The organism is Rhizobium laguerreae, from assembly GCF_019778565.1.
GTDB classification, from domain to species: Bacteria; Pseudomonadota; Alphaproteobacteria; order Rhizobiales; family Rhizobiaceae; genus Rhizobium; species Rhizobium laguerreae.
The window spans coordinates 845,796-864,252 of record NZ_JAAXQT010000001.1 but is presented as its reverse complement, the minus strand read 5'-3'; the positions used below and the strand labels follow the sequence as shown (position 1 = coordinate 864,252).

General features: G+C 61.4%; 22 protein-coding genes and 2 pseudogenes. 13 read left to right on the top strand and 11 right to left on the bottom strand.

All coding sequences use genetic code 11. The features are described from left to right. The first annotated feature begins 104 nt into the window (after window positions 1-104). From HFO71_RS04275 to HFO71_RS04265, 3 genes are all read left to right on the top strand, one after another. Window positions 105-941 (top strand): alpha/beta fold hydrolase, encoded by an 837-nt coding sequence (locus HFO71_RS04275; protein ID WP_077978533.1) that lies wholly within the window; start codon window positions 105-107, stop codon window positions 939-941. A 130-nt stretch (window positions 942-1,071) separates the two neighbouring features. After that, the gene (locus HFO71_RS04270) at window positions 1,072-1,263 is read left to right on the top strand and encodes a hypothetical protein (RefSeq protein ID WP_206987955.1); all 192 of its coding nucleotides are present in this window, start codon (window positions 1,072-1,074) and stop codon (window positions 1,261-1,263) included. Window positions 1,264-1,459: 196 nt separating this feature from the next. Next, a complete protein-coding gene (locus HFO71_RS04265; RefSeq protein WP_064251014.1) occupies window positions 1,460-1,669 on the top strand; it encodes a hypothetical protein in 210 nt (69 codons plus the stop codon). 312 nt (window positions 1,670-1,981) lie between these two features. Here HFO71_RS04265 and HFO71_RS04260 read toward each other — a convergent pair whose 3' ends face one another. After that, the gene (locus tag HFO71_RS04260) at window positions 1,982-2,854 is read right to left on the bottom strand and encodes a hypothetical protein (protein ID WP_206987869.1); all 873 of its coding nucleotides are present in this window, start codon (window positions 2,852-2,854) and stop codon (window positions 1,982-1,984) included. 181 nt (window positions 2,855-3,035) lie between these two features. Between HFO71_RS04260 and HFO71_RS04255 the strand changes: the two genes are divergently transcribed. Then, complete coding sequence (locus tag HFO71_RS04255; protein WP_131642589.1) at window positions 3,036-3,521, top strand: BA14K family protein; 486 nt, start codon at window positions 3,036-3,038, stop codon at window positions 3,519-3,521. A gap of 272 nt (window positions 3,522-3,793) precedes the next feature. On the opposite strand, the gene HFO71_RS04250 is transcribed toward HFO71_RS04255, so the two are convergent. The 3 genes from HFO71_RS04250 to HFO71_RS04240 all read right to left on the bottom strand — a co-directional run bounded on the left by HFO71_RS04250 (window position 3,794) and on the right by HFO71_RS04240 (window position 6,815). Beyond that, the gene (locus HFO71_RS04250) at window positions 3,794-4,726 is read right to left on the bottom strand and encodes a DUF3313 domain-containing protein (RefSeq protein ID WP_244735355.1); all 933 of its coding nucleotides are present in this window, start codon (window positions 4,724-4,726) and stop codon (window positions 3,794-3,796) included. Window positions 4,727-4,791: 65 nt separating this feature from the next. Further along, window positions 4,792-6,144 (bottom strand): sensor histidine kinase, encoded by a 1,353-nt coding sequence (locus tag HFO71_RS04245; protein ID WP_221987700.1) that lies wholly within the window; start codon window positions 6,142-6,144, stop codon window positions 4,792-4,794. Further along, window positions 6,144-6,815, bottom strand: coding sequence for a response regulator transcription factor (locus tag HFO71_RS04240; protein WP_168284857.1), 672 nt, complete (start codon window positions 6,813-6,815; stop codon window positions 6,144-6,146). Before HFO71_RS04240 ends, HFO71_RS04245 begins: the two co-directional genes overlap by 1 nt. 138 nt (window positions 6,816-6,953) lie before the next feature. On the opposite strand from HFO71_RS04240, the gene HFO71_RS04235 reads away from it, so the two are divergent. Further along, on the top strand, window positions 6,954-7,100 hold the full coding sequence (locus HFO71_RS04235; RefSeq protein ID WP_165940264.1) for a hypothetical protein: 147 nt from the start codon (window positions 6,954-6,956) through the stop codon (window positions 7,098-7,100). A gap of 16 nt (window positions 7,101-7,116) precedes the next feature. On the opposite strand, the gene HFO71_RS04230 is transcribed toward HFO71_RS04235, so the two are convergent. Next, window positions 7,117-7,659, bottom strand: coding sequence for an NADPH-dependent FMN reductase (locus HFO71_RS04230; RefSeq protein WP_221987570.1), 543 nt, complete (start codon window positions 7,657-7,659; stop codon window positions 7,117-7,119). A 163-nt stretch (window positions 7,660-7,822) separates the two neighbouring features. On the opposite strand from HFO71_RS04230, the gene HFO71_RS04225 reads away from it, so the two are divergent. From HFO71_RS04225 to HFO71_RS04215, 3 genes are read left to right on the top strand one after another with little or no spacing between them, the layout of a single operon-like run. Next, the gene (locus HFO71_RS04225) at window positions 7,823-8,824 is read left to right on the top strand and encodes an ABC transporter ATP-binding protein (RefSeq protein WP_221987569.1); all 1,002 of its coding nucleotides are present in this window, start codon (window positions 7,823-7,825) and stop codon (window positions 8,822-8,824) included. After that, window positions 8,821-9,621 carry an ABC transporter permease gene (locus HFO71_RS04220; RefSeq protein ID WP_221987567.1) on the top strand — a complete coding sequence of 267 codons (801 nt, stop codon included), beginning with the start codon at window positions 8,821-8,823 and terminating at the stop codon, window positions 9,619-9,621. The genes HFO71_RS04225 and HFO71_RS04220 overlap by 4 nt, the downstream gene beginning before the upstream one ends. A 2-nt stretch (window positions 9,622-9,623) precedes the next feature. Further along, window positions 9,624-10,427 (top strand): ABC transporter permease, encoded by an 804-nt coding sequence (locus tag HFO71_RS04215; RefSeq protein ID WP_221987565.1) that lies wholly within the window; start codon window positions 9,624-9,626, stop codon window positions 10,425-10,427. 25 nt (window positions 10,428-10,452) lie between these two features. On the opposite strand, the gene HFO71_RS04210 is transcribed toward HFO71_RS04215, so the two are convergent. Then, on the bottom strand, window positions 10,453-10,974 hold the full coding sequence (locus HFO71_RS04210; protein WP_025395039.1) for a winged helix-turn-helix transcriptional regulator: 522 nt from the start codon (window positions 10,972-10,974) through the stop codon (window positions 10,453-10,455). A 243-nt stretch (window positions 10,975-11,217) separates the two neighbouring features. Here HFO71_RS04210 and HFO71_RS35705 point away from each other — a divergent pair. Further along, window positions 11,218-11,310, top strand: a pseudogene (locus HFO71_RS35705) (O-methyltransferase); the annotation flags it as partial. A 69-nt stretch (window positions 11,311-11,379) separates the two neighbouring features. Here HFO71_RS35705 and HFO71_RS04205 read toward each other — a convergent pair. Beyond that, complete coding sequence (locus HFO71_RS04205) at window positions 11,380-12,000, bottom strand: TetR/AcrR family transcriptional regulator (protein WP_221987563.1); 621 nt, start codon at window positions 11,998-12,000, stop codon at window positions 11,380-11,382. A 133-nt stretch (window positions 12,001-12,133) separates the two neighbouring features. Here HFO71_RS04205 and HFO71_RS04200 point away from each other — a divergent pair, with 133 nt between their 5' ends. Next, on the top strand, window positions 12,134-13,165 hold the full coding sequence (locus tag HFO71_RS04200; RefSeq protein ID WP_221987561.1) for an aldo/keto reductase: 1,032 nt from the start codon (window positions 12,134-12,136) through the stop codon (window positions 13,163-13,165). A gap of 136 nt (window positions 13,166-13,301) precedes the next feature. On the opposite strand, the gene HFO71_RS04195 is transcribed toward HFO71_RS04200, so the two are convergent. Further along, complete coding sequence (locus tag HFO71_RS04195) at window positions 13,302-14,177, bottom strand: bifunctional helix-turn-helix transcriptional regulator/GNAT family N-acetyltransferase (protein ID WP_221962021.1); 876 nt, start codon at window positions 14,175-14,177, stop codon at window positions 13,302-13,304. A gap of 83 nt (window positions 14,178-14,260) precedes the next feature. Between HFO71_RS04195 and HFO71_RS04190 the strand changes: the two are divergent. Further along, window positions 14,261-14,848, top strand: a pseudogene (locus HFO71_RS04190) (hypothetical protein); the annotation flags it as partial. Here HFO71_RS04190 and HFO71_RS04185 read toward each other — a convergent pair. Both HFO71_RS04185 and HFO71_RS04180 read right to left on the bottom strand, forming a co-directional pair. Next, on the bottom strand, window positions 14,845-15,681 hold the full coding sequence (locus HFO71_RS04185; protein WP_221987698.1) for a class I SAM-dependent methyltransferase: 837 nt from the start codon (window positions 15,679-15,681) through the stop codon (window positions 14,845-14,847). The pseudogene HFO71_RS04190 and the gene HFO71_RS04185 overlap by 4 nt on opposite strands. Before the next feature lie 29 nt (window positions 15,682-15,710). Next, entirely contained in the window at window positions 15,711-16,598 is an 888-nt protein-coding gene (locus tag HFO71_RS04180) for a transcriptional regulator GcvA (protein WP_221987560.1), read from the bottom strand. 180 nt (window positions 16,599-16,778) lie between these two features. On the opposite strand from HFO71_RS04180, the gene HFO71_RS04175 reads away from it, so the two are divergent. Both HFO71_RS04175 and HFO71_RS04170 read left to right on the top strand, forming a co-directional pair. Further along, window positions 16,779-17,258 (top strand): VOC family protein, encoded by a 480-nt coding sequence (locus tag HFO71_RS04175; protein ID WP_221987559.1) that lies wholly within the window; start codon window positions 16,779-16,781, stop codon window positions 17,256-17,258. A gap of 164 nt (window positions 17,259-17,422) precedes the next feature. Further along, the gene (locus tag HFO71_RS04170) at window positions 17,423-17,854 is read left to right on the top strand and encodes a hypothetical protein (protein WP_020050508.1); all 432 of its coding nucleotides are present in this window, start codon (window positions 17,423-17,425) and stop codon (window positions 17,852-17,854) included. Window positions 17,855-17,973: 119 nt separating this feature from the next. On the opposite strand, the gene HFO71_RS04165 is transcribed toward HFO71_RS04170, so the two are convergent. Next, window positions 17,974-18,441, bottom strand: a complete 468-nt coding sequence (locus HFO71_RS04165; RefSeq protein ID WP_131642699.1) for an Lrp/AsnC family transcriptional regulator — start codon at window positions 18,439-18,441, stop codon at window positions 17,974-17,976. Window positions 18,442-18,457 lie beyond the last annotated feature (16 nt).

Sequence of the window (18,457 nt, the reverse complement as noted above, 5' to 3'; positions counted from 1 at the left end):
TGGCCTCCGGCCCAACGGCGCTCGTGGCCTTGTCAATTCTGCAGGCAACGGCGCAAACTTCTGACCGCATTAATCCAACCAACCCCAACCAACGGAGCCAAAAGATGAGCACGGTTACCACCAAGGACGGCGTCGAAATCTTCTACAAGGATTGGGGGTCGAAGAGCGCCCAGCCGATCATGTTCCATCATGGCTGGCCGCTATCCTCCGACGACTGGGACGCCCAGATGCTGTTCTTCCTCGAGAAGGGCTATCGGGTCATCGCCCATGACCGGCGCGGCCATGGCCGCTCGACCCAGGTGGGCGACGGTCACGATATGGATCACTACGCCGCCGATGCCGCAGCCGTTGTCGAGCATCTCGACCTCAGGAATACTGTCCATGTCGGCCACTCCACCGGCGGCGGCGAAGCGACCCATTATGTCGCCCGCCATGGCCAACCACAGGGCCGCGTCGCCAAGCTGGTGATCATCGGCGCCGTGCCGCCGATCATGGTCAAATCCGAAGCCAATCCCGGTGGCCTGCCGATCGAAGTCTTCGATGGCTTGCGCAAGCAGCTCGCCGCCAATCGCGCGCAGTTCTATTACGATCTGCCGGCCGGTCCGTTCTACAGCTTCAACCGGCCGGGCGCGAAGGTCCTGGAACCGGTCATCAACAATTGGTGGCGCCAGGGCATGATCGGCGGCGCCAAAGCGCATTACGACGGCATCAAGGCCTTTTCGGAAACCGACTTCACCGAAGACCTGAAGATCATCACCGTGCCGACTTTCGTCATGCATGGCGACGACGACCAGATCGTGCCGATCGCCGATTCCGCCCTACTCTCGTCCAAGCTCCTGCAGAACGCCACCCTGAAGGTTTACGAGAAATTCCCGCACGGCATGTGCACCACCCACGCAGACATCATAAACCCCGACATCCTCGCCTTCATCAAAGGCTGATCCCAATGTTGCCGGGCGCCGACGAGGCGCCCGGTTGCTGTTATGGCTGTGACTCCATACGTAGGCACGCCGGCCGTATCGATCGATTGACAGCCAGTTACGCATTTCCCATGAAACCGTTTTCGCCGATTTGCGTTTAGCGGCCATGAAAAGAGAACGTGAACCCTCATCAAAGGCTTACCGGCAGGATCGTTTCGAAAACACCGAGCGAGCCGCCAAGGAAACCATCGAGGCGGAGCAGCGGGCCCGCCGCGAAAAAACCAAGCGGCTGAAAGAGCTGCGCCTGGCGCAACAAAGCGGCCAGGGGCCCGCAACCAAGTAGATCTCACGCTCGCACCATCCGTCCAGCCGACGCCCTGGTCGGTCTCATCTCGAGCCGCCGCCCTCGCCCGCATCTTCTCGCGCGGCCAAAATTGTTTTTTGAATTTCGGACCTTCGCCCATCTTGCAGAGCAAAGATCGCGAAATTATCTTTTTTCCACGAAAGCGATTCACGGCATCCAAAAAGGGCAGATTGCGATGTCAGACAAGCTGTTTAGCACACGTGACGAACCGCTCGCCTCGGAAGACCTCGATGTGTGCAGGCGTGTCCATGAAGCTCTCTGTAGCGGGCTAAAGATCGACAGAGCAGGCAAGGAGGCCGACCGTCTTGGCGCCCTCATCATCGAGCTTTACCGCCAAGGTGTGCATGACGAAAGCCAGCTCCGACTGCTGGCCGGCGGAAGGTGAGCCTGATAACGCGCCTTCAGGTTCAAAAGGCCTTTCACCATCCCGTTCGCTCGCCAATGCTTTAGCCATGGACCTGTTGACAGCCCGCACCAGCGCCGTCCGGTGAGGGCCAGCAGGTTGTTGGCGTAGGCGGCGAGTTCGAGGGGGCCGACATACATACGCAACGGCCGGCAACGAAGCCGGGTCTGGAGCCGCGGGCAGTTGCACGGCGGCAGTGGCCTGATCCAGCGCCATGTCGCCAACGACAAGCAGCATTGCCCCGTCGTCGAAGGGGCAATGAATTCGGCAAATCCCAAGGTTCCTCAAGGAGGATTACGGGTTCGTTGTCGTCTCGGTGCTTGTGGCAGAGGTCTCGGTTTGGTCAATACTTTGGGCGGCTTCAGTGGTGTCCGCTGTGACTTCCATTCCAGTCTCAGAGGTTTCCTCAGCCGTGACCGGGTCTGTCGTCGCGCTCCCGTCGGCCGTCTCGCCGGTCGCTGTCTCGGTCTCTGCTGCCGGGGTTTCCGGTGTTGGGGCGGCTGCCGCCAAGGCGTCTCTCATCTGGTCGATCGTCCCAATAGCTGTTCCGACACCGAGCGTCTCCTGTGCCCAGCCCAAAGCCTCCGGCGTGACCGTACCTGTCTTGGTTGCGGCGGCCAGCGCCGCAGTCAGGGCGGCATCGCCCAATACCGGATCGTCGGCCGGTGGCGCCACCCCGTTGGCGAGTTCATATTGAGCGTACGCCGTGCTGAACGCGGCAATCGCGGCCATCCGGGGATCAGCCGTTTTCATGAGAGCATGGAAGTTGCGCTTCAGCGAATTGAGACCGGCAAGCTCTGCTGCTGTCTTCTTTGCAGGTTTTGTAGCAGGCGCTTTGGCGATGGTCGTCTTTTTGGACGTGCCCTTGGCCGATTTCGTCTTGGCGGCCTTGCCCGTGCTTCCGGTCCGGCCACTTTCTGTCTTCCCCCTCGAGCTGGCGCTGCCCTTTCCGCCGCCGCTATTGCTGCTGCCGCCTCCATGACCTCCGCCGCTGTTTCCGCCGCCGTGGCCACCACCACCGCCACCGCCACCGTTGCCGCCACCATTGCCACCACCGTTGCCGCCTTTCGCGAAAGCAGGCGAGAAATCGGTGAAGGTGATGTTGAGAGGTGCAATCGCGAAGCTCGTCGAGAGACAGAGAACACCGAGAATTCTGGAGAGCCGCATGCTAATCCTTCCGACATGCACAGGAGTGCCGTTACATCTCGGTCATTGATGCGGCCCATCCATAAAGATCTAATTGACTATCTACTTTCAATTTGAACTTGTTGCTGAATTTCCCAAAATGAACCATTCCCCTTCCCCTGCGTTATCCCCTAGATACATCCGTTTACCCAAGGTGAGTGAAATGAACAGATTCGCCATCATTGCCCTGTCGATAGCGACGGCCTTCTCCGGAATGCCGGCCTCGGCAGGCCCGGCGTTCATGCCGAGCCCGGTGCAATCGGCGCAACCTCAAAGCGCCGATGCCCGCATCATGACCGTTGGCTGCAATAACTTCACGAACTGCCCGGGTCAGTTCAGCAATAATCGCAGGTGGTATCGCAACCGCCACTATCGCAACCGGGACTACTACCGCGACCGCGACTACTACCGAGACGACCGCTATGGCTGGGATCGTCGCTACGATCGCCGGTATCGCCGCCACGACAATACCGGCGCCATAATAGGCGGTCTGGCCGCCGGCGCCATCATCGGCGGCATCCTCGCTTCGCAGCCACGCGCACGTGCCTATAGTTCGCATGCGGACTATTGCTACAGCCGATATCGGTCCTATCGCGCCTCGGACAATACCTACCAGCCGAACTACGGCCCACGCCGTCAGTGCCGTTAACCGGTCCACCATTTAGCAACAAGCCTCGCAACAAGATGCGGGGCTTTTTGATGCCTGTGCCGAACCAACTCGCCCGCTTCCCTCCGACAGACCCGATCAGATCAAGCTGTATTTCTGGCTGCGGCCTGGCGTCGTCGTCTGACGTGAAGCGCGACGGATTTCTAGACGGACGGAGCACAAGCCTTGCCCGCCTTTGCTCCGTCCGTCCCCTCAGCCTGGGGCGGGCTGAGTGCTGATCGCGACGGCTTGTCGGGCGCCGCCACCGGATTCTCTCAATAGGTCGCGGCCGGTTTTGGCTTCTTCTCGGTCCATTGCGGCGGCGCGCCGTATTTGGCGGCCACGGCGCCCATCAGTCCGGGCGGGCGGCCGAAGGCGTCGCAGGCGGCGTATTTCGGTTTGCCGCCGAGCCAGGATTTCATCCGCTGCCCCGAGGGCAGCGAGACATCCAGTCCCTTCGGCTCCTTGCCTTTGATCAGCATGCGGGAAAACTCGCTGCTGAATTTCGAAGCCAGGCTATAGGCGTCGCCGACTTCGGAAACGCGGGGATTGTTCTGCAGCGAGTTTGCACCACGCGACCAGACGATCGCCGCCCGCTGTACGCCACCGCTGTCGACTGCCTCCGCCTCGACCGCCAATCCGCCGAGGCCAGCCGGCAGGCGGGGCACGCTGACCGGCAGCATGAAACCGGTGCCGACGGTCACCACGGTCGAAACACCCGCCATCGCCTTGTTGGTCGGCACGATGTCGGTGACGACGGAGCGGATTGTCAGGTCTGCCGGCTGGCCGGCAGAGACCAGCTGGTATTTGTCGCTGAGCGAAATGCAGAGTGCCCGGTCCAGAGCATTCGCCACCATCACGCGATCGGCGTCCGACTTGACGCGGGTCGCGGCGTTGAAGGCGAAGGTCGTCGGCACGATGCTCACCGTCTTTGCCGGGCTAAGGCGCGTCCCATCGACATAAACGCGCGATTTCGACAGCTTGCCCTTCGGCGCGCCGAGATTGCCATAGGAAGAAAGCGTGCCGGCCTCCTTTAGCGGCACCGAGCTGCACCCGGCCGCGGCCATGACGAGCGCCACCGGCAGAGCGAGGCACAAACTTCTCGACGCCACGGGGAAGGAAAATGGGAATGGATTGCTGCGCACGCTGTCTGGCCTCCGTCGCCGATGAACTCGGGCGAAAGTGGCGGTCGAGAATTGCCGCAACATTACAGTTCGCTTCCCAGAGCCTTTGCTGATCAGAATCAGGGCGGATGCTGCCAAGCAAACCTGACCTATGCGAGTTCGATCACCACCCGCGTCCCGACAGCGCTGCTCTCGATGCTGACCTCGCCGCCATGGTTTGCGGCGACCTGCTTGACGAGGCTGAGGCCGAGACCGGCGCCCCTGCTCTTCGGGGTGACGCGATAAAATGGCTCGAACACCAGCTCCCGATGTTCGGCCGGAATACCCGGCCCTTCGTCGGCGACCGTGATCCACCCGCCGCCGGAAGGTGAGCCCGACACAGAAACCGTGATCATGCCGCTGTTGCCTCCGTGGTCGATGGCATTGCGCACGAGGTTGCTCACCGCCCTCGGCAGCGCCGACGGGCTGCCCTTGCGTTTCAGGCTCTTGACCTCGCTCTGAAACGAAATTTGATAGCCGGCGGCAATCGCCAGCGGCGCCAGATCGGCAACCGTCATTCGGGCGATCTCGACGAGATCAACCATTTCGTCGAGATCGGCCGCCTGATCGTTGCGCTCGAAACCGAGCAGCTGCTCGGCCGCTTGCGCGAGCCGCGCGACGTCGTCGAGCAGCCGCTGCCGCTCGCGCCCGTCGGGCATGCCGTCGATCCGCGTCTGCATGATTGCGATCGGAGTCCGGAGTTCATGCGCAGCGTCGAGCAGGAAGCGCTGGCGTTTCTTAAACTCGTTCTCAAGCCGCTCAAGCGTTCCGTTAAAAGCAATCACCAATGGTGCGATTTCCGTAGGAATACCATCCACCGGCAATCGGGCTCCTTGCCGGCGGGGTTCGATTTCCGATGCCTTGCTCGCTATATCCTTCACGCCGGCCAAAGCGCGCGCTACGACGCGGGGGATCGTTAGAAAAACCCCGGGCAAAGCGATGGCCAAAAGTGGTGTGTAAATGAGGTAGGTTTTGCCGAGTATTGCCAGAAATGCGGAGCTTCTGCTGGCGTTTCCGCCGTACATAACTCTGTACTCGCCTTCTGCCGTGTCGACACGGTCGATGGAGGCGACCTCGGTCGTACCAGACGCCCCTCGTATGTCGGCGTCTTTGATAAGGTAAACGTACCGGGCTAGGTCGGCATAGGGCGCCGGTATTACGCCGTAGGAGGCCGTTTCTCCACTGGGTGTTGCGACGAAAAACCAGAGCCTGTTGTTCTCAGCCTTAAACGACCTGAGACGCGGGCTATCAGCTATGGCGATCCTGCCCTGCGAGTCACGCGTAAGAGCTTCCTCAAGGGCTGCAGTCAGCTGAACCTGCATTCCTTCATTGGGTGAGAGGATGCTGGTGGCGTAAATGCAAAGCCCGATGATCACCGTCGCAACAACAGCCACGAAAACGATACTGAGCTGCCAGCTGAGCGTCCACCAGAGTGAAAGGTTCGACTTGGTCGCCTCGCGCATCATTCTTCCTTCATGAGATAGCCGACGCCGCGGATATTATGAATTGCGACGCCGGCGCCGGCATCGATCAGCCGCTTGCGCAGCCGCGAAATATGCGCGTCGAGCGCGTTCGACTGGATTTCCTCTTCGTAATTATAAACCGCCGCCTCCAGCGTCGAGCGCAGCACGGTCTTCTCCCTGCGCCGGGCAAGGGCTGCAAGCACCAGAAGTTCGCGCCGGGGCAGATCGAGCGGCACGGCATCGACGGTGACGCTGAGATGCAGCGGGTCGATCACCATCCGCCCGGCCGTGATCTTGAGTTCAGCCAGTTCAGGCGATCGCCGCAGCACGGCCCTGAGCCGCGCCATCAGCTCCTCGACCAGGAACGGCTTTCCGAGATAGTCGTCGGCCCCGAGGTCGAGGCCCTCGATCCGCTCCTTCGGTTCGTTCAGCGCCGTCATCACGATGATCGGCGTATCCTTCCCCGTCCGCCTGAGCTCGGGAATGAAGCTCAGCCCCTCCCCGTCGGGCAGGCGCCGGTCGAGCAGGATCGCATCATAGAGGTTCTGCCGCGTCAGCTCGACCGCATCGACCAGATGCACCGTGTGGTCGGTAACGATCCCATGTTTGCCGAGTGCGACCGACAGCGCCGCGGCCAACTCCCTCTCATCCTCTATCAGCAGTATCCGCATCGCCCGTCCATTACCTCGCTCTCCCCTCTGTCCGCCACAAGGGTTGCGGCAGCATTGCGGAGCTTGCAAGGCGGCCGGTCATGCTGCTGCAATTGTTGAGGTCCAGCACAAGAATATTCGCGGCAGCTGGAGATCAAGATGATCCGACATATCCTTCGTCTCCTGACGAGACACTTCCTCTCCGCTTTCATCCTCGCCGCGCTGCTCGCAGCCCCGCTCGTCATTCTGCACACGCTTCACGAAAAGACGGCATTCGAGAACGGCCTGCTGATGGACGTCCGATGATGCAGCGAGCGGACCCTCAGGCGGTCTTACTGTCTGCCGTGCAATAGGCCGAGAATGCCTGAAGATAGGCCTGCACCTTGGAACGGTTCTCCGCTGCCTCAATGGTGTTGAACAGCTCGGCCGGCTCCAGCTTCATCAAAGGAAGCCTGAGGAAAATATCGCCCGCGAACCGGTCGGTGATGGTCGCAAGAACGGTGCGAAGACCCGTCAGCATGTCGTCGCCGCGATGGGATGCGTGCAGCAGGGCGATCGGCTTATGGACGATCTCATCTCCCGATACGAGCCAGTCGATCGCATTCTTAAGGCCGCCGGGGATGGATCGGACATATTCCGGGCTGGCAATGATCACCCCATCGCTCTGAGCGATCGCATCGATGAAATTCCGCACTGCCTCCGGCAGATGCTCTCCCTCGAGATCGGGCGAGAATACCGGCAACCGCCCCACGCCGTCGAAGATCGAAATCTCGAACTCATTTGGCGCTACGGCGCGAACAGCCTGCAGCATGGCGGTATTGGTGGAATTGCGCCGGGCGCTGCCGGATATTGCGAGAATCTTCATGACCCTAACAGGAAATGATTGATCATGGCTGTCAACGCAAAAGGCTACGCTAGACCGATTGAGTAACGCCCCAAAAAGCGACTTTTGCTTGAACTGGCCGAGCCTCGCGTTAGCCTGGATGCTGCTGCCGAATCGGCTGGAATTACCCCTTGAGGAAATACACATGTCGGCTTTGATCGAGGCGCGGGGCGTCAGCAAACGCTTCCGGCAGCACAAGCGATTTCCGGGCCTGCTGGGCGCCTTGAAGACGCTGGTGACCAACGAATATACGGAAGTTCTGGCCGTTTCCGACATCGGTTTCGACATCGCGGCCGGCGAAGCCGTTGGCTATCTCGGCCCGAATGGCGCCGGCAAATCGACAATGATCAAGATGATGACCGGCATTTTGGTGCCGAGCGACGGCACGCTCTCGGTCCTCGGCCGGACACCACATCTGCGGCGGATGGACAATGCCCGCGAGATCGGCGTCGTTTTCGGCCAGCGCAGCCAGCTGTGGTGGGACCTGCCGCTGGTCGACAGTTTTACCCTGCATCAGCGCATCTACGACATTCCCACCGCCCGCTATGCGGATAATCTCCGACGCTTCAGCGAGTTGCTTGATTTGACGCCCTTTCTCGACCGCGCGGTGCGCCAGCTCAGCCTCGGTCAGCGCATGCGCGCCGAGATCGTGATGTCGCTGCTGCACGACCCCAAGATCCTCTTTCTGGACGAGCCGACCATCGGGCTTGATGTGGTCGCCAAGGACGCCGTGCGGCGTTTTCTCGCCGAGATCAACCGTGAGCGCGGCGTCACCATCATCCTCACCACCCATGACCTGCAGGACATCGAGACCATCTGCCCGCGGCTGATCATGGTCGATCATAGCAGGCTCATCTTCGACGGCGAGTTGAAGAGCCTGCGCGCGGCATTGGGTTCGGCCCGGCGGCTGACACTTGAATTTGCCAGCGACCCTGGACCGCTGCCGTTGCGCACCGCGGCACTCGTCAGCGATGAGGGCCTGCGCAAGAACTATCTCGTCGAGCGTGAAGACGTATCGCTGGTCGCAATCCTGTCGGAGGTCGGCAGCGGGCGCGGCCTCAAGGATGTGGCGCTGCACGAGCCCGACATCGAAGAGGTTATCCGCACCTTCTACCAGCGGCGCAATGCCAAGGCTCTGGCATCATGAGCGCCTATTTCGCCTTCGCCCGCAGCTCCTTCCATTCGCAGCTCGCCTACCGCAACGAAGTATGGGCCAATATCTTCGGCAAGCTCGTGCAGGTCTTCGCGCGTGTCGCCATCTGGCAGGCGGCCTATGCCGGCATCGGCGGCATCGTGGTCGACGGCGTTTCCCTGCAGCAGATGGTGACCTATGCGCTGCTCGGCGGCGCGGTGATGGGAGCGACCCGCCCTGAAAGGATCATCGGCGAAATCGGCCGGTCGCTCAAGACAGGCGATATCGCAGTCTGGCTGCTCAAGCCCTTGTCCTATCCGCTCTATCTTTTCGCCAACGAATGCGGCAGCTTTGGTTATCGCCTGATGACCCAGGTCATTCCGACCATCGCCTTTACCGCGTTGTTTTACGGCATACTGCCGCCGGCGACCCTGTTCGATGGCTTGATGTTCATCGCCTTCTGGGCGCTGTCCTTTACGCTACTGTTCCTGATGTCGGCGCTCTTCGGCCTCGTCGCCTTCTGGCTGATGACGAGCTTCTCGCTGGACTGGATCCTGGGCGCCCTGCTGCAATTGTTCTCGGGCCTGCTGATACCGTTCTGGTTCTTCCCCGAACCGCTGGCCACGATTGCCCGCCACCTGCCCTTCGCCTGGGTGGTCTTCTATCCCAATGCCGTCTATCTCGGCAGGCTGTCCGCGGCCGATGTCTGGCTGCATCTCGGCCTGGGCCTTGCCTGGGCCGCGCTGTTCCTCGCCGGCGTCCTCTGGCTGTGGCGCTGCGCCTCCACCCGCATCACCGTGCAGGGAGGTTGATCGTGCTTGTTCATCACCTTCGCGTCCTGCCGCTGCTGGTGCGGATGCATGTCCGCTCCCAGATGGAATATCGCGGCGCTTTCTGGCTCGACCGTCTTGCGCAGATCCTTTCCTATGGCAGCGTCTTTGCCACCATCGGCATCCTGCTCGCCCGCTTCGAAACGCTCGGCGGCTGGACGTGGCCGGAGCTTGCGCTGTTGTTCAGCTTCCAGCTGCTGGCCTATTCGCTCGGTGCCGCGATGAGCTTCGTGCAACTGCGCGACCTCGAAGAACTGGTGCGGCTCGGCACTTTCGACACGCTGTTGGTCAAGCCTTTCAGCCCCTGGGCCTATCTGGTTTTTTCCGGCCTCAATATCGGCTATGCCGGCCACGTCATCCTGGCGGTGCCGCTGATGGGCTGGGCCGTCCAGTCCGTCGACTTCGCCTGGTCGGTCTGGTCGGCATCGTTCCTTATTGCCGCGCTCCTCAGCGCGACGCTGCTGACCGCGGCACTCATCACCATGATCGGAGCCACGGCGCTGATCTGGGTGCGCTCCAACCACCTGTTCTCGATCTTCTTCGGCTTTTGGGAATTGACGCGCTACCCGCTCAACATTTTCCCCGGCAGCATCCAGACCATCCTCATCACCGCGGTCCCGCTCGCCCTCACCAGTTCGGTCCCCGTCGGCGCCCTGCTCGGCAAGCCCATCCCGATCCTCGGGGACTGGGCCGGGCCGGTGGCTCTCCTCGCCGGCCCGATCTGGGTGTTGATATCAATTGCCTACTGGCGATATGCCACCAGCAAGTACCAGGGTGCCGGCGGCTGATCGAGCCGACCGACTTCCCTCGATATCAGGATGCCTGCGACAACGATCTCGCGCGGACCTCGAGGAATGCCGCAGTCAGCTTAGCGAGCACCGGCGAAGTGCATGTACCGTTGGCGCCGCCGATCGGGTCGACGATGTGGATCTGCCGGAGATCCTCCATAAATTCGTCCCACAGCGGCGGCCCGCCTTCTTCGAGAAGCTGCGCACGGATGCTCAGCTCCTCGCTCACAGGCAGATGCCGCCGTCCCCAGGCGCCGATCATGGCAAAGACCGGCACGAGCTGGATCGCTGGCTCCGCCAGGCTGTAGATCGCTTTCTGGCTGTGGCTCGGGTCGTCCCGCTTGCTGATGAATCCGAGCGAAAGCAGACGCTTCAGCCTGGCAGCCAGAATGTTGGAGGCAATGCCCTCCTCCGAATGGGTCAGAAGATCGCGGAAATGGCGGCGGTTGCCGAACATGATGTCCCTGATGATGATGAGACTCCACCGATCGCCCAGCACTTCCATCGTCAGATTGATCGGGCAGCCCGAACGCAGTTCAATATCCACGAATTCTCTCCTTAAAACTGGTTGCAATATAGGATCACTTATGCGCCAATGCAACTAGTTTCGATCCGCAATCAGATGGAGGAGAGCAACATGCCCAAGGTCGATTCCTTCACGCCAGCGCATGCCGCAGGATGCCCGCGGCGGCAATGGCGATGATGACATCAAGACGGAAATCCCAATGCAAAAGATCCTGGCAGGTGCCGCTCTGAAGGCTGCCTGCGAAGGGGGTGAAAGTTTTGGGAGTGCCCCGAATACCTCGCCCGCGTGCGCTTGCCTGCAGCCGGCTACCTCTCAACGCCATTCGAAGAGGATATCGAACTGTCGATGCGGACCTGATGACGCCAGGCCGTTGCCCGGCCGAGCGCACGTGCCGGCCGGGCGACGGCCTGTTTCATCGGCACATCTTCACCGCTGTACGGCGCCGTAGCGCAGCCCATCGACCAGCAGGGACACCATACGCCGGGCATGTTCGGACCCTTGGGCGTAGGCGTGCATGCTCAGGCTTGCGGCCGCATTCAAAAGATCCTCGGCCGCGATATCGGTGCGGACCTCGCCGGCGGCAGCGGCGGCGTCGAGAAGCGAGCGAAGGGCCGGCTGCAGCCGCTGCTGGAAGTAGGCGGGCAAGGCATCGAAGGCTGGGTTGCCGGAGTGCAGGGCCGCCGCAAGCCCGCGCTTGGCAGCGATAAAATCCACGAAACGCTGCATCCATCTGGCCAGCGCTTCGCCCGGCGCATGTTCGGCGGCAAGGATCGGCGCAGCGTCAGCGCAGGCGTCGATTTCGCGGCGGAAGACGGCAACGACGAGGTCGGAACGCTCGGGAAAATGCCGGTAAACGGTGCCGATGCCGACGCCGGCCTTCTCCGCGATCTCACGCACCGGGGCATCGACGCCGGAGGTCCCAAACACCGTCAATGCCGCCTGAAGCAGCCCGTCGAGATTGCGCTTGGCGTCGGCGCGCACACGCCTGTCCGCCCTTTCCCCGGGCTTCAGGCCGTCCTCCTGCTCTTTTCTATCGTCGCTCATCATTCACTCACTTGCAAAACGGAACATTGTTCCGTATATAAACGGAATACGGTTCCGTTTATGCAAGCTAACACAGCGTGACGATGTTGGCCACATCGATGCGCACGAAGTCCGCCTCCCCAATAAAGGAACAGACATGCAATACCGCACGCTTGGAAGAACCGGCATCAAGGTCAGCCCCTATTGCCTCGGCGCGATGATGTTTGGCTCTGCCGGCAATCCCGACCACGAGGATTCGATCCGGATCATCCACAAGGCGCTCGATGCCGGCATCAACTTCATCGACACCGCCGATATCTACAGCCGCGGCGAATCCGAGGAGATCGTCGGCAAGGCGCTCAAGGGCCGGCGCGACGAGATCGTGCTCGCCACTAAAGCACATCTGCCGATGGGCGACGACCCGAACCGGCAGGGCAATTCGCGCCGCTGGCTGATCCGCGCAGTCGAGGATTCGCTCCGCCGCCTGCAGACCGACCATATCGATCTCTACCTGATCCACCGGCCGGCACCCGATACCGACATCGAGGAGACGCTATCTGCCCTCACCGACCTGATACGGGCGGGCAAGGTGCGCGCCGTGGGATCGTCGACCTACCCCGTCTCGGAAATTATCGAGGCGCAATGGGTTTCCGAGCGTCGCGGGCTGGCACGCTTCCGCGCCGAGCAGCCTCCCTATTCAATCCTCAATCGCAGCATCGAACGCGAAGTGCTGCCCACCTGCGAGCGTTACGGAATGGGCGCGATGGTGTGGAGCCCGCTGGCGATGGGCATGCTCACCGGCAAATACCGCAAGGGCGCGCCGCAACCCGACAGCGCCCGCGCCAAACGCTTCCCCAGGCAGATGAACGACGAGCGCCGGCTGGACGCGGTCGAACGGCTCATCCCGCTCGCCCAGCAGGCGGGGCTTTCGCTGGCGCACATGGCGATAGCCTTCACCATCGCCCATCCCGCCGTCACCTCGGCGATCATCGGCCCGCGCACGATGGAGCACTTCGACGATCTGCTTGCCGGCGCCGGGGTGAGCTTGACGGACGAAATCCTCGACCGGATCGACGCGATCGTCCCACCGGGCACCGACACCGGCCCATTGGAGGCCGCCTATAACCCGCCTGCGGTAACGCAGCCGAACCTGCGCCGCCGCCCGATAGCAGAGCGCTTCGCCACCTGACCGGCAGGGGTGAGGCCCGGTCCTGCAAAGCAGGAGCGATCGATCCACTGAATCGATCGCAGGGCCGAACGCCCTGAGCCATACGAAGGGCCAGCAGCGGCGCTCCCCTAATTCGGGCAGCACAAAGCACCTTCGCTTAAAGGCGTTTCTCAAAGAACGTGTCCGGGTATGGATCGTCATTGAAACGATCGATCTCACTCCAGCCGGTTCCACGATAAAGCTGCGTTGCCTCGGGCAGCGCGCTATTCGTATCCAGGCGCAGGAGCTTGATGGATAGCTCGCGGGCGATGTTCTCGGCGGCTGTCATAAGGCGCCTTGCGAGCCCAAGGCCGCGCGCGGATGGGGCGACCCAGAGCCGTTTGATCTCCGCGACCTCGCCACCATTACCCTTCAGCCCGACACAGCCGATCGGCAAGCCATCCGACATGGCCACCAGGAACGCGCCGCGCGGACGGATCATATCCTTGGCGTCGGGATCGCGAGAAAGCGATACGTCGAAACCCTTCTCGAAGCGGCGTGCGAGTTCGCCATAGTATTCGCGGAGACAATAGCTGGCGTCCTCGTGCCGCGGGTCTTTCTCCTCGATCACGATCTGCTCACGCCTCAGCGAGGAAGCGACGATATCCATGGCGCGCAGCAGTTCGTCCGGGCGCCGATGGCGCGTCAGAAACGACTTCGCCTGCGCATTGGAAAGCGCTTCATAAGCCTGAAACTCGCAACGGCCGGTTTCGGTCAACCGGGCAACGCGGCGGCGCGCATCCTGAGGGTTCGGCACCGTCTCGATCAGACCCTCCTCTTCCAGACTGCGCAGCAGACGGCTCATCAGCCCCGAGTCAAGACCGAGATAATCGCGGATCACCGCAACATCCGATTGCCCCCGGCCGATCGAATTGAGGACGCGGGCAGCACCCAGCGGACGGCCGCGTCCGAGGAAAGACGTATCGAGAGCGCCGACTTCGGAGGTGACTGCACGGTTAAAACGACGGACACGAGCGACAGGATCATAAGTCATATTATCTGACTTTAGTCAGATAATTTCTCCTGTCAATTCGGAGCACTCAAAGGAAGGGCATAAATGAGCCGCGAACTTCCCCCGCCATCCACCGGCTCGTGGTCCGCTCCCCAATCTATTGCCTGCTGAACCGCAACTACGTCACCCCAGAAGTGCGCGATCTGGCAAAGGCGCTTGCCGCCCACATGGACAAGGAATTCCCCGGAACCGTCACGGTCGCGCTGGATGCGAATTTCCCTTTCATGAACGGCTTTCCGCTACTGCCGCATCTGTCGCATGCCGACGGGAAAAAGCTCGACTTCGCCTATTATTACAAGAATGAGGACGGTGCCTTCCTGAATGGCGCCACCCGTTCCCCGATCGCCTATTTCGCCTTCGAGCAACCCGTCCCCGGCGACGAACTGCCATGCGAAGGGCGCAACGACTGGCTCACCACCCGCTGGAACTTCGATACGCTGCAGTCTCTGTTTCCGGCCTATCGGATCGAGGAGCAGCGCACGTCGGCGGCGATCGGCTGGCTGACGAGCGAAGGCGTTGCGAAGTTCGGCCTGCAGAAGATCTTCATCGAGCCGCATCTGAAGAACGCGCTCGGCATCACCGACGGCCATATCCGCTTTCAAGGCTGCCGCGCTGCCCGCCACGATGACCATATTCATATCCAGGTCGACTAATGGTCCGCCTCTAAGGAGCGTCGCCGTGCGATATAGATCGCCGTCGTCATGTTGCGTTCAACGCGTCCGCCAAATCGGGATGCGGCAATGGCTTCCAGAGCATCGAGCAGCGCGCCGCGCTCGGCCGGCGGCAGTGTGGTCACGTTGGAATAGGTTGCGTAGAGCCTGCGGACGGCTACCGGATCGAGCGTCAGCGTCCACGAGAGAAATTGCGGCTCGTCGGCAATGAAGCCGGTGGCGGCCAGTTCCCCGACACGAGCGCCAGTGTCCAACCCGTGAGGCAATCGCTCCGCATCGCCGCTCGACAGGCTCGACGGATGACTCGCGAACAGATGCACCGTTTCGTCGTGGAAGGCATCCGGCCGGCCCGCATCGCCGAAGACGTTCCACCACAGGGCGACCGCTCCGCCCGGCCGAAGCAGACGATGGATCTTCTTCAGCGAAGCTTTCGGATCAAGCCAGTGAAACATCGTCGCGGCAGCGACCAGATCGAAGGAGGCCGGCTTGAGATCGGCGGTCTCGAAAGGCGCCTCGACGATATCAAGACAGGGATCGTCGATCGAGACGCGAAGGTAATCCGCAAGCCGGCCATCGGGCTCGACGGCAACGAGGCTGCGCGGCCGGTGACCGAGCAGCGCCACCGTCGCCAGCCCCGAACCGGCGCCGATCTCCAATATGTCGATGCCGGCCCTAAGACCGGCGCGCTCGCGCAGGGCCGCCCAGGTCGCCTGCGGATAAGGCGGCCGCGCGCTGTGATAATTGGCAGGATCATCGCCAAACGCTTCGCGGCCAAACCACTGGTCAAGCTTTACCCGTTTCATCGCGGACTCCATTCGGCCGAGGCGCTGTGGCACCCGAGATCTCAAGAATGACTGATTTCGGCAAGGAGCCAATCACGAAATGCCTTCACCTTGCGTTGGTGAATTGCGCGCGGCGGATAGACCACGAAGTACTGCGACGCGGATGTGAGCGCCTGTCTGAAAGGCCTGACCAGCCGGCCCGCGGCAAGGTCGGCGGCGACGAGCATCGTGCGCCCCAAAACCACGCCCTCGCCCTGTACGGCGGATTCGACGGCGAAACTTGCAGAGTCGAATGTCAGGCCGCTCTTCGGATCGACATCCCTGACATCGGCACTGCGCAGCCAAGTCGCCCAGTCGATGGGGAACCCGTCGTGAATGAGCGTGTGATGCTTCAGATCGCCGGGCTCGCGCAGGGGACGCATCCCTTCCAGAAGCCGGGGGCTGCAGACGGGAAAGACCTCTTCGTCGGTCAGAAACTCCGATGTGAGCCCAGGATATTCACCTCCGCCGTAGCGGATTGCGATGTCGATGCCGTCGGCGAGGAAGGTCGTCAGCCGGCCGGTCGTCGATATCCGTACATCGATGTCGCGGTTCGCCTGATGGAAACGATAGAGCCGCGGCACCAGCCACCGGCCGGCAAATCCGTCTGACGTGCTGACGTTGAGCGTCTTGTCCGAATGGCGGGCCGATGCCGATTTCGTTGCCGCCGCCAGCAGATCGAGCGCTTCGCGCACCGACTGCGCATAAGGATCGCCAATAGCTGTCAGACGGACCGACCGCGTTCCCCTCTCGAACAGCTGCACGTCGAGCTGCTCCTCGAGGTGCTTGATCGCCCTGCTGATCGCGCCATGCGTCACGTTCAGTTCGTCGGCGGCTCGGGAAAAGCTCAGATGGCGCGCGGCCGCCTCAAAGCTCGGCAGGGCGTTCAGCGGCGGCAATCGTCTTGGCATAGGTCGGCTCATTTGTGAGTTTTGATCACAAATCATTGCCGAAATTTGGTTTGTCGTCGAGCCCATACGCTTCATATGTTCGGGATAGGCGCCACGTCTCCTTTATGAGATAGCATCGGCGCTAACGAGACGATCTGTGATTTCCTATCACCTATATCCGATGTTGCGGAGCAAACGACCATGGCAACGATTTTCCCTTTCCTCTGGTTCAACACCCAGGCTGAAGAAGCCCGCGATTTTTATCTCTCCGTCTTCAGAAACGCGAGGAAACTCGGCTCCACGGAGGTGCCGGACTGGGTCTCCGGAACGAACCGCACCGTGCCAATCGCCACCTATGATTTCGCGCTCGAAGACCTCAGGCTCAGGACATTCAATGCGGGGCCTGGCGACGGCTTCAACGATGCCGTCTCGTTCTTCGTCGAAACCAGGGATCAGGCCGAGACCGACTATTACTGGGAAGCGCTGACATCGGACGGCGGCTCGGAGCGGGCCTGCGGCTGGCTGCGGGACAAATTCGGCGTCAATTGGCAGGTCTGCCCCGAGATCACCCTCCGACTGATCGGCGATCCCGACCGCAAGAAGGCGGAGCGGACGCTCCAGGCCATGTACAAAATGCGGAAGATCATCATCGCCGATCTTGAGGCGGCCTATGCCGGCTAATGCATCTCGCCCAAAGTGTGCAGCGGTTTGGGACCGCGGCATGTATCACATAAGGACTAAAGCGCGGCGCCTTAGTCCCATTAAACTCTTGGCCGGCATTGGCAATTGCACCACGCACAAGCATACTGCTACCCGGGATGCCCCCTTGAAATTGAGGGTGATCGATGGAGACTGCGGTCAGGAACCTGTTCGCGCGATATCAGCGGTTCTTCAATCGCGCGCTGAATGGTGATGTGGATTTGGATGCGAGCGCGTCGTTCTACGCTTCCGCGTTCATCGCAGCCTCGCCCGCCGGGGTCATGGCCGGAAAAAACGACGATCAACTCGGACGGATCATGGAGCAGGGCTATGAGCGGTATCGAGCGACAGGGACGAAAGAGATGCGGATACGCGATCTCAGGCTCTCCCCGATCGATGAGTGTCATTGCGTGGCTCACCTTGCCTGGACGGCGATCTACTCTCGACAGGACGCGCCGGATATCTCGATAGATTTCGATGTCCATTATCTCGTTCAGAAACTGAATGGAGAGCCGAAGATATTTGGTTGGGTTTCCGGCGACGAGCAGGCACTCTTGAAAGAATACGGAATCGTCTGACACAGCGCGTCCCCAATCGCACGCCATACCATGCGTTCAACCGTCGCGATCCCAGGCCTCGTCTGGCTGGCAAGGAACCGGAACACCTCTTCTCTGGGGTCGGGATCGAGCCACACCGCCTATCTTAACGGCAGTTCGAAGCTTCGCTTCAGCGTTTCCATCGGCACGTCGGTCTTGACGCTGAGGACGCTCGGGATGCGCGTCAGGTGATCGGCCTGAAAACGCCAGTAGCTATGCAGATCGGCGGTGACGATCCGAAGCACGGCGTCGCATTCCCCTGTCGTCAGGTAGCATTCCATTACCTCGGGAAACCGCCTGACCGCTTCGGCGAAGCGAAGCGTGACCTCGGCGTCCTGGGTCTTGAACCACACGCGGGCAAAAACCGTCAGCCCCGCCCCGACCTTTGCAGGGTCCAGCACGGCGACGTAGCGCTCGATGATCCCGGCCTCTTCCAAGAGCCGCACGCGACGCAGGCACGGTGATGGCGACAGGCCTACCTCCTTCGCCAGATCGACGTTCGAAATACGCCCATCACGCTGAAGCACACGCAGAATATGGCGGTCGATCGGGTCCAGGATGACTGGCACTTTATAGCTCCGACTG

Coding starts and splice junctions, on each gene's coding strand:
- HFO71_RS04235 (WP_165940264.1), top strand. CDS start 6,954: ATGATCCGACATATCCTTCGTCTCCTGACGAGACACTTCCTCTCCGCT.
- HFO71_RS04240 (WP_168284857.1), bottom strand. CDS start 6,815: ATGCGGATACTGCTGATAGAGGATGAGAGGGAGTTGGCCGCGGCGCTG.
- HFO71_RS04195 (WP_221962021.1), bottom strand. CDS start 14,177: ATGACTTATGATCCTGTCGCTCGTGTCCGTCGTTTTAACCGTGCAGTC.
- HFO71_RS04265 (WP_064251014.1), top strand. CDS start 1,460: ATGTCAGACAAGCTGTTTAGCACACGTGACGAACCGCTCGCCTCGGAA.
- HFO71_RS04175 (WP_221987559.1), top strand. CDS start 16,779: ATGGCAACGATTTTCCCTTTCCTCTGGTTCAACACCCAGGCTGAAGAA.
- HFO71_RS04200 (WP_221987561.1), top strand. CDS start 12,134: ATGCAATACCGCACGCTTGGAAGAACCGGCATCAAGGTCAGCCCCTAT.
- HFO71_RS04170 (WP_020050508.1), top strand. CDS start 17,423: ATGGAGACTGCGGTCAGGAACCTGTTCGCGCGATATCAGCGGTTCTTC.
- HFO71_RS04220 (WP_221987567.1), top strand. CDS start 8,821: ATGAGCGCCTATTTCGCCTTCGCCCGCAGCTCCTTCCATTCGCAGCTC.
- HFO71_RS04260 (WP_206987869.1), bottom strand. CDS start 2,854: ATGCGGCTCTCCAGAATTCTCGGTGTTCTCTGTCTCTCGACGAGCTTC.
- HFO71_RS04180 (WP_221987560.1), bottom strand. CDS start 16,598: ATGCCAAGACGATTGCCGCCGCTGAACGCCCTGCCGAGCTTTGAGGCG.
- HFO71_RS04230 (WP_221987570.1), bottom strand. CDS start 7,659: ATGAAGATTCTCGCAATATCCGGCAGCGCCCGGCGCAATTCCACCAAT.
- HFO71_RS04185 (WP_221987698.1), bottom strand. CDS start 15,681: ATGGAGTCCGCGATGAAACGGGTAAAGCTTGACCAGTGGTTTGGCCGC.
- HFO71_RS04225 (WP_221987569.1), top strand. CDS start 7,823: ATGTCGGCTTTGATCGAGGCGCGGGGCGTCAGCAAACGCTTCCGGCAG.
- HFO71_RS04245 (WP_221987700.1), bottom strand. CDS start 6,144: ATGCGCGAGGCGACCAAGTCGAACCTTTCACTCTGGTGGACGCTCAGC.
- HFO71_RS04250 (WP_244735355.1), bottom strand. CDS start 4,726: ATGTTGCGGCAATTCTCGACCGCCACTTTCGCCCGAGTTCATCGGCGA.
- HFO71_RS04255 (WP_131642589.1), top strand. CDS start 3,036: ATGAACAGATTCGCCATCATTGCCCTGTCGATAGCGACGGCCTTCTCC.
- HFO71_RS04275 (WP_077978533.1), top strand. CDS start 105: ATGAGCACGGTTACCACCAAGGACGGCGTCGAAATCTTCTACAAGGAT.
- HFO71_RS04205 (WP_221987563.1), bottom strand. CDS start 12,000: ATGATGAGCGACGATAGAAAAGAGCAGGAGGACGGCCTGAAGCCCGGG.